Below are 12,423 nucleotides of genomic sequence, written 5' to 3'. Positions count from 1 at the left end.
CGCACCGCGTCCGGAACACAAGACTTCGCGTTAGCTCTGCCGCACCACCTTGTTCTTCAGCACGCCGATCTTCTCGACCTCGAGTTCGATCTCGTCATTATCCTCGAGATACCAGCCGAGTTCGAGACCGCAGCCGTTGCCGACGGTGCCGGAGCCGATGAACTCGCCGGGCATCAGGGTCTCGTCCTGGCTGATATGCGCGATCAGTTCCTCGAAGGAGAACAGCATGCCATCGGTGACGCCGGTCGAGCGCACCTTGCCGTTGACGCGGCATTCCATCTTGAGCTTGTAGGGATCGCCGATCTCGTCGGGAGTGACGATCCACGGCCCCATCACGTTGCCGCCGTCGAAACTCTTGCCCTTGGAGGGGCCGAGTCTGCCTTCCATTTCCAGGCGCTGGGCGTCGCGCGCCGAGAAATCGTTGAAGATGGTATAGCCGAAGATGTGATCCTTCGCCTTGGCCGCGCTGATGTTGGCACCCTTGTTCTTGGTGATGATGCCGAACTCCAGTTCGTAATCCATCACTTTGCTATAGCGGGGCCATTTCACGGTGGTGTTGGTGCCGCGCACCGAAAAACGGTTGGTGATGTAGTAGATCGGAATTTTCTTGTAGACGTCCGGCAATTCACCGGGCGGTTCGGCATCAATGCGCGCCAGTTCTTCCATGTCGTTGGCGGCACGGGCCGCCAGGCGACGCTGGCCCTTCGGGGCGCCCAGAATATGAATCGGGAAAGACATGCCGTCACGGCACTGCCGCGGCTCCGGTACCGGCGCGAGGATCTCGGCGCCGGCCACATCGACCGACAGCGATGCGTCGCCGGCATGTTTGTCGAATAGGTTGCGCGCCGAATCCAGTGCAGACTCACCGGCGTCGATCAGCGCCAGCATCGAGGCGAAGGCCGGATTGGCGCCGCCGTTGCGGCTGGCGGCGGCAGCCACATCGAATAGTTTCTGATCGTGCTGATGGACCACGCCGACCTTTTCCTGGCCGCCGGAACGATATGTCGCGAGTTTCAAGGACATCTCCCACTTGCTTTTGTTCTTCGATAAAATATATGATCAAAAAAATATCGATAAACAAGGGGCGATCCAAAATATCGCCATCAGGGGAGGAAAGAGTGAAAAAGCTCACAACAGTGTTCGTCTGCGCCGCAATGTCCTTTGCCGCGCCTGCTTTTGCGCAGACCAAGCTTCAGATCGGTTGCACTGCAACAACGGACTGCGCTTCGGCGATGGTCGCGGTCGATGAGGGCATCTTCAAGAAGCACGGCCTCGACGCCGAGATGATCCTGATCGGGATCAATTCCAACATTCCCGCCGCGATCCTGTCCGGATCGATCCAGATCGGCGGCCCGACCTCCACAGTGTTCCTGCAGGCCGCCGACGGCGGGCTGGACCTCGTCGCGGTGGCCGGCGCGTCGGTGATGAACCCGATCTCCAACGCCAACATCACCGCCTTCGTGCGCAACGGCATCACCATCAAGGATCCCAAGGATTTCGTCGGCAAGAAGGTCGGCGCGCCCGGGCTTGGCGCCTTCCTGCACGTGCTGTTCGTCAAGTGGCTGGTGGAAAAGGGCGTCGATCCCAAGAGCGTCAACTTCGTCGAGGTCACGTTCCCGACCATGCCGGATATCATCAAGTCCGGCGGCGTGGATGCGGTGCTAACCGCCGAACCGTTCGTCACCCGCATGCTGAATGCCAACCTCGGCAGCGTTGGCGCGCGCTACGCGCAAGAACTCAACCGCACCGAGCCGATCATTTTCTACGCCGCATCGCGCGAATGGGCGGAGAAGAATCCCGCAACCGTCAAGAAATTCCGCGACGCGATCGCCGAAGCCGCGGTGATCGTCAATAACGACCGCGACAAGGCCTCCGCCTCGATCTCGAAGTTCACCAAGCAGGCGATCGAGCTGGTGAAGGCGTCGCCGCCCAACAAGTCGGATCCGGCGCTGAAGGCCGAGCAGCTGGCGTGGTGGATCGACATCATGGCATCGCAGAAGATGCTGCAGAGCAAGCTCGACCTCAACAAACTGATCCTGAAGTAGATATCCCCATGACCAACCAGGCGCGCGGCAACCCGGCAGAGGTGTCCACCCAGGACACGCTGAGCGAGCGTGCCGCGAGCCTGGTGGAGCACGACATCATCGCCGGGCATCTGGCGCCCGGCGCGCGGCTCGGCATCACCGATCTGGCCCAACGCTATGAGATCGGCGCAACGCCAATGCGCGAAGGCCTGTCGCGGCTGGTATCGCGCGGCCTGATCGTCGGCATCGGCCAGCGCGGTTTTCGCGTCGCCGACATCAGCCGCGACGACCTCGCCGACATCACCCGGATGCGCACCGTGGTGGAAATGGAGGCGCTGCGGCTGGCGATCCAGCTTGGCGACGACGCCTGGGAGGCAGGCATTGTCGGAGCGTTATACCAGATGCGCAAACATATCGAACGGATCGGCGATGCGTTTCGCGAGGGCGCCGCGGATTTCGACAAACTGCACAAGGGCTTTCACACCGCCCTGCTGGCTGCCTGCGGTTCGAAACGGCTGCTGACGGCGCATTCCGAACTCTACGATCAGGCCTATCGCTATCGCCGGGTGATGATGCGTGGTTTCGACAGCGGTGAGCGATTCGTCGCCGCGCACCAGTTGCTGGCCGACCGTATTCTCGCCCGCGACGTCGGCGCATCCCAGGCGACACTCGCGTCGCATCTGCATTCGACACTGGATTATGTCTATCCGCCCGGCCAGGGAGATTGATTGGTGAACATGTCCGCCCTCCGCCGCGACGTCACATCGGTGCTGCCCGAAAAGCCGCTGATCGCCTTCGAACGGGTCACGCTCGATCTCGGCGGCAAGACCATCATCGAGAATCTCTCGCTCGATGTGAAACCCGGCGAATTCCTCTGCATCATCGGCGCCTCGGGCTGCGGCAAGACTACCGCGCTGCGGCTTGCCTCCGGGCTGTATCAGCCGACGTCCGGCGACGTGAGCTTCGACGGCAAGCCGATGCGCGCGCCGCGGCGCGACGTTGCCATCGTGTTTCAGGACTATGGCAAGGCGCTGCTGCCGTGGCGCACCGCCGCCGGCAATGTCTCGCTGGCACTGGAAACCATCGGTGTGCCCGCGGCACAACGTGCGGCCCGTATCGACGAATTGCTGAACAAGGTCGGCCTGCCCAACCATGCCGCAAAATATCCGGCGGAAATGTCCGGCGGCATGCAGCAGAGGCTGCAGATCGCGCGCTGTCTGGCGCAAGAGCCCAAGGCGCTGATGATGGACGAGCCTTTTGGCGCGCTCGACGCCATGACGCGACAGGGCCTGCAGGACGAGGTCCTGGCGCTGGTCAAAGCCAGCAATGCCACTGTCATCTTCGTCACCCACGATCTGGAAGAAGCCATCTATCTCGGCGACCGCGTCATCGGCCTGCTGCCGCATCCCGGCCGCATCGGAATCGAACTGAAGATCGATCTGCCACGCCCGCGCGACCAGTTGACCACCCGGGAAGATCCTGAGTTCCTGCGGCTGCGCCGAGAATTGTTCGACTTCATCAAGGCTTCCGAAGCATGAGTCGCGAGCGCTTGAAAGCGGCGTTGCTCCCGGTGGCGCTTCTGGTCGCGCTGGAAATTGGCGCACGCATGTCACAGATCCAGAGCGACGCCCTGGCGCCGCCCAGCGCCGTGGCGATTGCACTCGTTGAAGCGTTCGGCGACGGTTCGCTGCTGGTCGCCACCCGCGACACGCTGGCCTCGGCCGTGGCCGGCCTGCTGATCGGCAGCGGCGTTGGCCTCGCCTTCGGCATCGCCCTTGGCCTGTTTCAGCCCTTCGACCGGCTGATGGAAGTGACCATCGAATCGCTGCGGCCGATCCCGTCCATCGCGCTGCTCCCTATCGCGCTGATCGCGCTCGGCTTCGGCTATCGCATGGAGATCGTGGTGGTCGCCTTCGCCTGCGTCTGGCCAATGCTGATCCTCAGCCGCGCCGCGGTGGGCAGCATCGAGCCGCGGCTGATCGAAGTGTCGCGGGTGCTACGGCTGTCGCCCGGCGACCGTATCAGCAAGATCATCATTCCCGCGGCGCTGCCGCGGATCTTCCTCGCGTTCCGACTCGCGGCGGGCATCGCGCTGATCGTGGCGGTGACGGTCGAGATCGCCATCAACCCTATCGGCCTCGGCGCTGGCATCATGATCGCCCAGCAGGCGCTGCGGCCCGACCTGATGCTGGCCTATCTGCTGTGGATCGGCCTGATCGGCTATGCGCTCAACACCGCTTTGGTGGTGGCGCAGCGCCATCTGTTCGGCCCGGCCGCGCTGGCAGGAGAGACGGCATGAACGTCGCTCTGCTGGGTTGGCGCATCGCGAGCTTCATGGTCGCTGCCGGCTTCGTCGCGCTGTGGCAGCTGGTCGCCAATCTCAAGCTGGTGTCGCCGGTGTTCCTGCCGGGGCCGGACCGCGCCTGGGCTTCGCTGGTGCGTGGCTTCACGTCAGGCGACCTGCTGGCGAAGACGCTCGGGACACTGGAGCACATGGCCTATGGCTGGCTCGCCGCCTCCATCGTCGGCGTGGCGCTCGGCGCCATGATCGGCTCATCGAAGACAATGCGCAGTTATGTGGCGCCGTCGCTGGAATTCCTGCGGCCACTGCCGGTGTCGGCGATCATCCCGGTGGCCATCGCGCTGTTCGGGCTGACCCAGGGCATGGCACTGTTCGTGATCGCGTTCGGCGCGATCTGGCCGATGCTACTGGCCACCGTACACGGCTTTGCTGCGGTGGAGCCACGGCTCTACGAGGTGGCGCGGTCCCTGCACATGTCGCGGCTGGCGGTGATCTTCAAGATCGCTTTGCCCTCGGCAAGTCCCGACATCCTGTCCGGCATGCGGCTGAGCCTCACGGTGGCATTGATCCTTTCGGTGGTCTGCGAAATCCTCGCCGGCCTCGACGGCCTCGGCCACTGGGTGCTGCTGTCGGCACGGTCGTTTCGTTCGGCGGACCTATTCGCCGGCGTGATCCTGCTCGGCATCATCGGCTACGTCACGGCGCTCGCGATGTCGGTCGCCGAGCGACGGCTGCTGCGCTGGCGCACCAGCGGGCATTGAAGTCAGCACGCAAGCAAGTGAGCCGTCATCCTGAGGTGGGCGCCTCTTCGGTGCCCCTCGAAGGACGACGGCGGAGTGCGCGGCCATCCTTCGAGGGCTTCCTCACGGCGCAATGCGCCGCGAAGAAGCCGCCTCAGGATGACGGTGCGATTGCTTCACGCGCCTATTTTCCGGCGTTTGCCCCCGCAAACACCTTCGCAATCGCCGTCTGCGCGTCGTCCTGGATCTGGCGCAGATGTGCGGGGCTGACAAAGCTCTCGGCGTAGATCTTGTAGACGTCCTCGGTGCCCGACGGACGGGCCGCGAACCAACCGTTGGCGGTGGAGACCTTGATGCCGCCAAAGGCGACGTTGTTGCCGGGCGCGGCGGTCAGCGTCGATGTCACGGGATCGCCGGCGAGTTGGGTCATGGCGATCTGCTCGGGCGACAGTTTCTTCAGCAGGTTCTTTTGCGCAACCGTGGCCGGCGCGTCGATCCGTTCGTAATAGGGCACGCCGAATTCCTGCGTGAGCTTCTCAAAACGCTGGCTTGGATCCTGCTTTGTTACCGCTGTGATTTCCGCGGCCAGCAGGCCGAGGATCAGGCCGTCCTTGTCGGTGGTCCAGACCGAGCCGTCGCGGCGCAGGAACGAGGCACCGGCGCTCTCCTCGCCGCCGAAGCCGAACGAGCCGGAGCTTAAGCCGTCGACAAACCATTTGAAGCCGACCGGCGTCTCCACCAGCCTGCGGCCCATCTTGTTGACGACGCGGTCGATGATGGCGCTGGAGACAATGGTCTTGCCGACGGCGGCATCCTTGCTCCAGTTCGGCCGGTGCTCGAACAGATAGGAAATCGCCGCAGCCAGATAGTGGTTCGGATTCATCAGCCCACCGGTACCGGTGACAATGCCGTGGCGGTCGGCATCGGTATCGTTCGCGAAGGCGACGTCGAACTTGTCGCGCATGCCGATCAGCCGCGCCATGGCATAGGGCGACGAGCAGTCCATGCGGATCTTGCCGTCCCAATCCACCGTCATGAAACGGAATGTGGGGTCGATCACGTCGCTGACGATGGTGGCGTGGAGCTTGTAGCGCTCGATGATCGGCTGCCAGTAATGCACCCCGGCGCCGCCGAGCGGGTCGATGCCGATCCTGACGCCGGCAGCGCGGATCGCCTCCATGTCGACGACGTTGGCGAGGTCCGCGACATAAGGCGTGACGTAGTCGTAGCGCTGCACGAAGGCGGATTTCAGCGCGCGCTCATAGGGCATGCGCTTGATGCCTGCGAGGTTGTTTTCCAGGAAGCCGTTGGCCGTCTTCTCCATCGCCCCGGTGACATCGGTGTCGGCCGGGCCGCCATTCGGCGGATTGTATTTGAAGCCGCCATCTTCCGGCGGATTGTGCGACGGCGTCACCACCACGCCGTCGGCAAAGCCGCCGCTGCGGCCCTTGTTGTAGGTGAGAATGGCGTGGGAAATCACCGGCGTCGGCGTGTAGCCGTGATGTGCGTCGATCATCACGGTGACGCCGTTCGCAGCAAACACTTCCAGCGCGCTGACCAGCGCCGGTTCGGCCAGCGCATGGGTGTCGATGCCGATGAACAGCGGGCCGTCGATGCCGGCGCCGCGGCGGTAATTGCAGATCGCCTGACTGATGGCGAGGATGTGGTTTTCGTTGAACGATGTACTGAAGGCCGAACCGCGATGGCCGGAGGTGCCGAAGGCGACGCGCTGTGCGGCAACGGCCGGGTCCGGCTTACCGGAAAAGTACGCCGTCACCAGCCGCGGCACGTTAACGAGCATGGCCGGCGCGATTGTCTTGCCGGCGAGCGGACTGATCTCAGCGACCACGCGATTCTCCTTCACAGCCATGAACCCGGCCGGCGAGTAAACTCGCGCCGGCCGCAACCCTCATGGCATGTTTCGGAGCAAGAATCAGCCACTTTGCGTGGCTGCTGCAGGCCGTGGATCACAGGTTCCGGGTCTGCCTTTCGGCCCAGAACATGACGACGCCAAAGACAACGAACATCAGCGTGACGGCCGCAGCCACCAGCATGCTATCTACGGGCATAGGTTCCCTCCTTTTTTACGGAGAGATGTCTAGCTGGCAGCTTTCGCAAATCGTTTGAGATGGATCAAAACCGACCGGCGCCGGCCTACGCCGCGGCAAGCTGATCGAGCCGTTCGACGCTGAGCAACCGAACACCGTCGGGGACCACCACCAGCACCTTTTCCTTGGCCAGCTTGGTCAGGGTGCGGCTCACGGTCTCGATGGTCAGGCCGAGATAATCGGCGATATCCTGCCGGCTCATGGGCAGCGGCACGGTGACCGAGGTGGCGCCGATCCGGCCGTAGCGGGTCTGCAGGTTGAGCAGGAAGGCGGCGACCTTCTCCTCCGCGGTTCGGCGGCCGAGCAGCAGCATCTGGTCCTGTGCCAGGCTGAGCTCGTGGCCGGCGAATTCATGCAACCGCCGTAGCAGGTGCGGCTTGCCGTCCACGTAGGTGACGAAGGCCGGGCGGGCGAAACGGCAGACCTTGACCTGGGTCACGGCCTCGGCGGCCATGCCGTAGCGGTCCATCAGAGCCAGACCTAGAAAATCTCCGGGCAAAGCGAAGCCGACGATCTGGCGGCGCCCGTCGGGCAGCGACTTGTAGAGCCGGACGATACCTTCGGTGACATTGAACACGCTACCGGCCAGCGCGTCCTGGTCGAACAGCATGGTCTTGGGCGCGAAGATCTTGACGTGGCTGAGCTGGTCCAGCTCGTCCAGCTCCGCCGGTTCCAGCACGCCGCAGACGCTGAAAAGGCGTACCTTGCAGTCGTCGCAACCGTTCAGGCCGCGACCGTGCCTGCAATCCGTTTTATCCATTCCGGCGCAAGGCCCGACAGTGGTCATCACGTGGGTTCGCCCTGGTTCACTCACCGCGGTAATCCGGCATACTTTGACCTAGATCAAACGCCCCCGGCGTTGACGTAGATCAATGCCGGCATAGCGGCCCCCAAGCAATTTCACGGGTTACCGGGAGCCGACAATGAACCAGCAATTCCATGCATATCCCGTCGATCGGGAGACCGCCAGGGCTGCCTATCCCCTGGTCTATCTGCATGATGCCAGTGTCTCGCTGCCGCTGTGGCTGCGTTTCGCGGGCCGAATCAGCCGGACCCCACCTGCCAAGGCAGGCCTGATCGTCATCCAGGATTGCCGCGACATCATCCACGCTCTGTTCAGCTACCGGGTCGGCGTCGACCTGCACATGCGCAAACGGCTGTCCGTCGACCATCTGATCGTGGCCCACACGCCCGGATCGCAGATCGAGGATGCCGTCGTCGCCAGCACCAGCACGCTCGCGGCAACCCTTGGCTGCGACAGCACCACCATCGAGCAGCCGTTCCACCCGCGGCGCACCGGGGTGGCGACATGTCCGACGGCCGAACGGCTCCGCTCCGGCTCCGGCGGCGCCATCATCCCACTGCGCCGCTGACCGCAGCCACCGGCGTGTCGCCGGTCAGGCGCCTTCGTCCAGCGCGACCAGTTCGCGCTTTTTGCGGAATGCCGGCAGCAGCGGGCCGACCAGCAACAGCAATGCCAGCGCCAGGCAGGCGGCGGAGATCGGACGCTCGACGAAGGTCATCAGATCGCCCTGCGACAGGATCAGCGACTTGCGCAAGTTGTTCTCCAGCAGCGGACCGAGCACGAAGGCCAGGACCAGCGGCGCCGGCTCGTAGCCGAACTTGCGCATGAAATAGCCGATCACGCCGAAGCCGACCATGACGTAGACATCGAACACGTTGTTGCTGCTGCAATACACGCCGATGATGGTGAACAGGATGATCAGCGGGAACAGCACGTTGTAGGGCAGCTTCAACAGCTGCACCCACATCCCGATCAGCGGCAGGTTGAGCACCAGCAGCATCACGTTGCCGATATACATGCTGGCAACGATGCCCCAGAATAGGCCGGGATTTTGCGAGATCAGCAGCGGGCCCGGTTGCAGGCCGTGAATGACGAACGCGCCGAGCAGCAGCGCCATCACCACATTGGGCGGGATGCCCAGCGTCATCAGCGGAATGAAGGCGCCGCCGGCCGCCGCATTGTTGGCGGCCTCGGGTCCGGCGACGCCCTCGATGGCGCCGCGGCCGAAGCGTTCCGGCGTCTTCGACAGGCGCTTCTCCAGCGCATAGGACGCGAACGATGCCACCACCGCGCCGCCGCCGGGGAGGATGCCCAGAAAGAAGCCGAGCAGCGTGCCGCGGCCGATCGGGCCGGCACTCGCCTTCCAGTCTTCCTTGTTCGGCAATAGCTGCGTGATCCTGGCGTTGATGATGTCGCGCTTGATCACCTGCTCGGTATTGAGCAGCACCTCGGCGAGGCCGAACAGGCCCATCACGACAGGCACCAGGCCAATGCCGTCGATCAGTTCGATGCGGCCGAAGGTTAGCCGCGGCTGCGCGGTGATGCCGTCGAGGCCGATCAGCCCGAGCACGATGCCGATGCAGGCCATCAACAGCGCCTTGGCCATGGAGCCCTGGGTCAGGAAGGTCAGCACGACCAGGCCGAGCACCATCAGGCTGGCATATTCGGCGGGGCCGAAGGCGATGGCGACGGAGGCGAGCTTCGGCGCCACCAGCATCAGGGCGACCAGCGAGAACGTGCCCGCGATGAACGAGCCCAGCGCGGAGATGCCAAGCGCGGGGCCGGCCCTGCCCTGCTTTGCCATCTGGTGGCCGTCGATGCAGGTCACGACGGAGGCCGCCTCGCCGGGTATGTTGACCAGGATCGAGGTGGTGGAGCCGCCATACATCGAGCCGTAATAGATGCCGGCCATCATGATGATGCCGGATTCCGGCGTGCCCGACAAAGTGATCGGCAGCAGCAGCGACATCGCCGAGATCGGGCCGATCCCCGGCAGCACGCCGACCAGCGTGCCGATGAACACGCCGATGAAGCAGTACAGGATGTTGATCGGCTGCAGCGCGACGCCGAACCCCTGCATGACATTGGTGATAACGTCCATGAACGGGTCCCGTCAGCCGATTTCAAAAATGCCCGAGGGCAGTTGGATCAGCAGCCCGCGCTTCAGCACCCACCAGACGCCGAGCGGCGCCAGCACCGCCAGCGGCACGGCAAGCGTCCAGCGCACCGGATCGATGGCCCGCAGCAACAGCAGCATCAGCGGAATGGTGGAGATCAGGAAGCCGAGTTGGTCGAGCGCGATGGAATAGGCGATCAGCGCGGCGATGATCACAACCGGCTTGCTCCAGCGGGCGTCCTCCCAGCGCGAGCCGAAGGTTGGCCCGCCCTCGGTGATCGCCGCCACGATGATCGAGGCCGCAAACAGGCACATCAGGATGCCGGTATAGAACAGCACATAGCCGGAGCCGGGATCGTTGATGGTGCCGAGCTTGAGCTTGAGGCCGGAGCGGATCACGAACACGCCGAGCGCAAGACCGATCGCACCGGTCCACAATTCGGAATTGTTGAGGCGGAAGCGCGGTCGGGTCTGGTCTGTCATGAATTTCTTTCAATTGAAGCAAGTGCCCCGGACACGCTGCAGCGCGTCGCTCTTGCGACGTGGTGCTGCGCAGATCCGGGGCCTCGGTGATGCAAGCAGGAAACCGGGATCCCGGATCTGCGGAGCGGCATTTCGGACGATGCTGCGCATCGTCGCTCGCGCCGCACCGCGTCCGGGACACGCTGCGCTAGTTCGCCTTCTTGCCCAACCCGATCCCCTCGATGACCTTGCGCTCGGACGCAGTCACCTCGACCACGAACTTCTTGTAGTCCTCGGTGTTCTTGTAGTTCGGAACCATGTCGTATTTGGCCAGCGTGGCGATCACCGCCGGGTCCTCGATCGCTTTCTTGAAGGCATCATGCAGCTTCGCGACGATCTTCGGGTCCATGCCCTTGGGACCGGCGATGCCGAACGGCGAATCATAGACCATGGGATAGCCGAGCTCCTTCAGCGTCGGCACGTCGGGAAAGTTCGGCGAGCGCTTGTCGGTCCACACCATCAGCAGACGCAGCTTGCCAGCATCGACCAGCGGCCGCCAGCCGGTGGAATCGGCCTGCAGCATGGTATGATTGCCGAGCACGGCGGCGTTGGTTTCGGCGCCGCCCTTGAACGGCACCTGGGTCAGCTTGATGCCGGCCAGCGCCGAGATCTGCTCCATGCCCACATGCAGCGAGGTGCCGGTGCCCGGCGTTGCATAGGTCACCTTGCCGGGATTGACCTTGGCGAAATCGACCACGTCCTTCCAGGTCTTGAACTGCGATTCCGAATTGGTGGTGACGCCGAACGTGTAGCCGGTGAGATGGATGATGTAGCTGAAATCCTTTTCCGGATTCCACGACACTTCCTGCATCAGGGGCAGCCGGAACACGGTGATCGGAATCTGCGAGATGGTGTAACCGTCCGGCTTCGACGCCGCCGCCATGGTCGCCGGACCGACCGTGCCGCCGCCGCCGCCCTTGTTGTCGACCGCGATCGGCTGCCCGAGATGTTTCGACGCGGCATCGGCAATCGCACGCATCGAGATGTCGGTCGAGCCGCCGGCCGGCCATGGCACGATCAAGGTGATCGGCTTGGTCGGATAGTCCTGCGCCATGGCGCTGGCGCCCATGAGCGCGGTGACAACGGCGAGTGCGCCCGCAAGGCGATTGCGCTGCAACATCATATCTCTCCCCTGCGAGCCCGGACCTGCGTTGTTAACTTGCGAGTCGCTTCCGCGACAATCAACGACTATTTTGCGGGGCATCACAATGCGCTGCAATGCACGTGCGACATTACGTCCGTTGGCGCAGCCAATGAACGGCCGAATATTCCGCCGACAAAAATATTCCGAGCGATGTCGGATCGGCGCCGGCCCGTCCGTCCTGTGATCATCGCCACCCAAGAGGACATCGCAATGCCCCAGATGATTTTCGTCAACCTTCCCGTCACCGACCTGCCCCGTGCCACCGCCTTTTACGAGTCGATCGGCGCCAGGAAGAACGACATGTTCTGCGACGACACCGCGTCCTGCATGGTGTTCTCCGACACCATTTTCGCGATGTTGCTGACGCACGAGAAATTCAAGCAGTTCACGACGAAGACAATCGTCGACGCGAAGACCTCCAGCGAGGTCCTGATCTGCCTTTCCGCAGACAGCCGCGACGCCGTTGATGCGCTGGTCGGCAAGGCGAAGAATGCCGGCGGCACGATCGATCCGAGCCCGCAGCAGGACTACGGGTTCATGTATGGCCGCAGCTTCGAGGATCCGGACGGCCACATCTGGGAGGTGGTGTGGATGGACATGGCTGCGGCAAGCGCGGCGCAACCCGCCGCTGCCAACGCCTGACAGAGAGATCGGAGAATAAC

13 protein-coding genes are annotated in these 12,423 nt (G+C 63.6%); 7 read left to right on the top strand and 6 right to left on the bottom strand.

Annotation, left to right across the window (positions count from 1 at the left end):
• Positions 1-30: 30 nt before the first annotated feature.
• Entirely contained in the window at positions 31-1,017 is a 987-nt protein-coding gene (locus ONR75_RS07580; RefSeq protein ID WP_265082060.1) for a fumarylacetoacetate hydrolase family protein, read from the bottom strand.
• Positions 1,018-1,154: 137 nt separating this feature from the next.
• On the opposite strand from ONR75_RS07580, the gene ONR75_RS07575 reads away from it, so the two are divergent.
• The 5 genes from ONR75_RS07575 to ONR75_RS07555 are packed head-to-tail and all read left to right on the top strand — an operon-like array spanning position 1,155 to position 5,087.
• Positions 1,155-2,045, top strand: a complete 891-nt coding sequence (locus tag ONR75_RS07575; RefSeq protein WP_320109741.1) for an ABC transporter substrate-binding protein — start codon at positions 1,155-1,157, stop codon at positions 2,043-2,045.
• An 8-nt stretch (positions 2,046-2,053) separates the two neighbouring features.
• Positions 2,054-2,752, top strand: coding sequence for a GntR family transcriptional regulator (locus ONR75_RS07570; protein ID WP_265082058.1), 699 nt, complete (start codon positions 2,054-2,056; stop codon positions 2,750-2,752).
• Between the two features lie 9 nt (positions 2,753-2,761).
• On the top strand, positions 2,762-3,562 hold the full coding sequence (locus ONR75_RS07565; RefSeq protein ID WP_265083581.1) for an ABC transporter ATP-binding protein: 801 nt from the start codon (positions 2,762-2,764) through the stop codon (positions 3,560-3,562).
• Positions 3,559-4,323 (top strand): ABC transporter permease, encoded by a 765-nt coding sequence (locus tag ONR75_RS07560; RefSeq protein WP_265082057.1) that lies wholly within the window; start codon positions 3,559-3,561, stop codon positions 4,321-4,323. The genes ONR75_RS07565 and ONR75_RS07560 overlap by 4 nt, the downstream gene beginning before the upstream one ends.
• Positions 4,320-5,087: an ABC transporter permease gene (locus tag ONR75_RS07555; RefSeq protein WP_265082056.1), complete on the top strand. Its 768-nt coding sequence runs from the start codon at positions 4,320-4,322 to the stop codon at positions 5,085-5,087. Before ONR75_RS07560 ends, ONR75_RS07555 begins: the two co-directional genes overlap by 4 nt.
• Before the next feature lie 163 nt (positions 5,088-5,250).
• Here ONR75_RS07555 and pgm read toward each other — a convergent pair whose 3' ends face one another.
• Both pgm and ONR75_RS07545 read right to left on the bottom strand, forming a co-directional pair.
• Complete coding sequence (gene pgm, locus ONR75_RS07550; protein WP_265082055.1) at positions 5,251-6,936, bottom strand: phosphoglucomutase (alpha-D-glucose-1,6-bisphosphate-dependent); 1,686 nt, start codon at positions 6,934-6,936, stop codon at positions 5,251-5,253.
• Positions 6,937-7,220: 284 nt separating this feature from the next.
• Positions 7,221-7,934 (bottom strand): Crp/Fnr family transcriptional regulator, encoded by a 714-nt coding sequence (locus ONR75_RS07545; protein WP_265082054.1) that lies wholly within the window; start codon positions 7,932-7,934, stop codon positions 7,221-7,223.
• 163 nt (positions 7,935-8,097) lie between these two features.
• On the opposite strand from ONR75_RS07545, the gene ONR75_RS07540 reads away from it, so the two are divergent.
• A complete protein-coding gene (locus ONR75_RS07540; protein ID WP_265082053.1) occupies positions 8,098-8,547 on the top strand; it encodes a hypothetical protein in 450 nt (149 codons plus the stop codon).
• Positions 8,548-8,571: 24 nt separating this feature from the next.
• Here ONR75_RS07540 and ONR75_RS07535 read toward each other — a convergent pair whose 3' ends face one another.
• The 3 genes from ONR75_RS07535 to ONR75_RS07525 all read right to left on the bottom strand — a co-directional run bounded on the left by ONR75_RS07535 (position 8,572) and on the right by ONR75_RS07525 (position 11,686).
• The gene (locus ONR75_RS07535; RefSeq protein ID WP_265082052.1) at positions 8,572-10,080 is read right to left on the bottom strand and encodes a tripartite tricarboxylate transporter permease; all 1,509 of its coding nucleotides are present in this window, start codon (positions 10,078-10,080) and stop codon (positions 8,572-8,574) included.
• 12 nt (positions 10,081-10,092) lie between these two features.
• The gene (locus ONR75_RS07530; protein ID WP_265082051.1) at positions 10,093-10,578 is read right to left on the bottom strand and encodes a tripartite tricarboxylate transporter TctB family protein; all 486 of its coding nucleotides are present in this window, start codon (positions 10,576-10,578) and stop codon (positions 10,093-10,095) included.
• A gap of 187 nt (positions 10,579-10,765) precedes the next feature.
• Positions 10,766-11,686 carry a tripartite tricarboxylate transporter substrate binding protein gene (locus tag ONR75_RS07525; RefSeq protein ID WP_413776495.1) on the bottom strand — a complete coding sequence of 307 codons (921 nt, stop codon included), beginning with the start codon at positions 11,684-11,686 and terminating at the stop codon, positions 10,766-10,768.
• 285 nt (positions 11,687-11,971) lie between these two features.
• Between ONR75_RS07525 and ONR75_RS07520 the strand changes: the two genes are divergently transcribed.
• Complete coding sequence (locus tag ONR75_RS07520) at positions 11,972-12,403, top strand: VOC family protein (RefSeq protein WP_265082050.1); 432 nt, start codon at positions 11,972-11,974, stop codon at positions 12,401-12,403.
• Positions 12,404-12,423: the final 20 nt, after the last annotated feature.

Source organism: Rhodopseudomonas sp. P2A-2r (assembly GCF_026015985.1).
GTDB lineage: Bacteria > Pseudomonadota > Alphaproteobacteria > Rhizobiales > Xanthobacteraceae > Tardiphaga.
This window is presented reverse-complemented; position numbering and strand designations above follow the sequence as displayed.

What these genes read in the sequence shown, in the direction of transcription:
- ONR75_RS07575 (WP_320109741.1), top strand. Translation starts at nt 1,155, where the DNA reads ATGTCCTTTGCCGCGCCTGCTTTTGCGCAGACCAAGCTTCAGATCGGT.
- ONR75_RS07570 (WP_265082058.1), top strand. Translation starts at nt 2,054, where the DNA reads ATGACCAACCAGGCGCGCGGCAACCCGGCAGAGGTGTCCACCCAGGAC.
- ONR75_RS07565 (WP_265083581.1), top strand. Translation starts at nt 2,762, where the DNA reads ATGTCCGCCCTCCGCCGCGACGTCACATCGGTGCTGCCCGAAAAGCCG.
- ONR75_RS07560 (WP_265082057.1), top strand. Translation starts at nt 3,559, where the DNA reads ATGAGTCGCGAGCGCTTGAAAGCGGCGTTGCTCCCGGTGGCGCTTCTG.
- ONR75_RS07555 (WP_265082056.1), top strand. Translation starts at nt 4,320, where the DNA reads ATGAACGTCGCTCTGCTGGGTTGGCGCATCGCGAGCTTCATGGTCGCT.
- pgm (WP_265082055.1), bottom strand. Translation starts at nt 6,936, where the DNA reads ATGGCTGTGAAGGAGAATCGCGTGGTCGCTGAGATCAGTCCGCTCGCC.
- ONR75_RS07545 (WP_265082054.1), bottom strand. Translation starts at nt 7,934, where the DNA reads ATGGATAAAACGGATTGCAGGCACGGTCGCGGCCTGAACGGTTGCGAC.
- ONR75_RS07540 (WP_265082053.1), top strand. Translation starts at nt 8,098, where the DNA reads ATGAACCAGCAATTCCATGCATATCCCGTCGATCGGGAGACCGCCAGG.
- ONR75_RS07535 (WP_265082052.1), bottom strand. Translation starts at nt 10,080, where the DNA reads ATGGACGTTATCACCAATGTCATGCAGGGGTTCGGCGTCGCGCTGCAG.
- ONR75_RS07530 (WP_265082051.1), bottom strand. Translation starts at nt 10,578, where the DNA reads ATGACAGACCAGACCCGACCGCGCTTCCGCCTCAACAATTCCGAATTG.
- ONR75_RS07525 (WP_413776495.1), bottom strand. Translation starts at nt 11,686, where the DNA reads ATGGGCGCCAGCGCCATGGCGCAGGACTATCCGACCAAGCCGATCACC.
- ONR75_RS07520 (WP_265082050.1), top strand. Translation starts at nt 11,972, where the DNA reads ATGCCCCAGATGATTTTCGTCAACCTTCCCGTCACCGACCTGCCCCGT.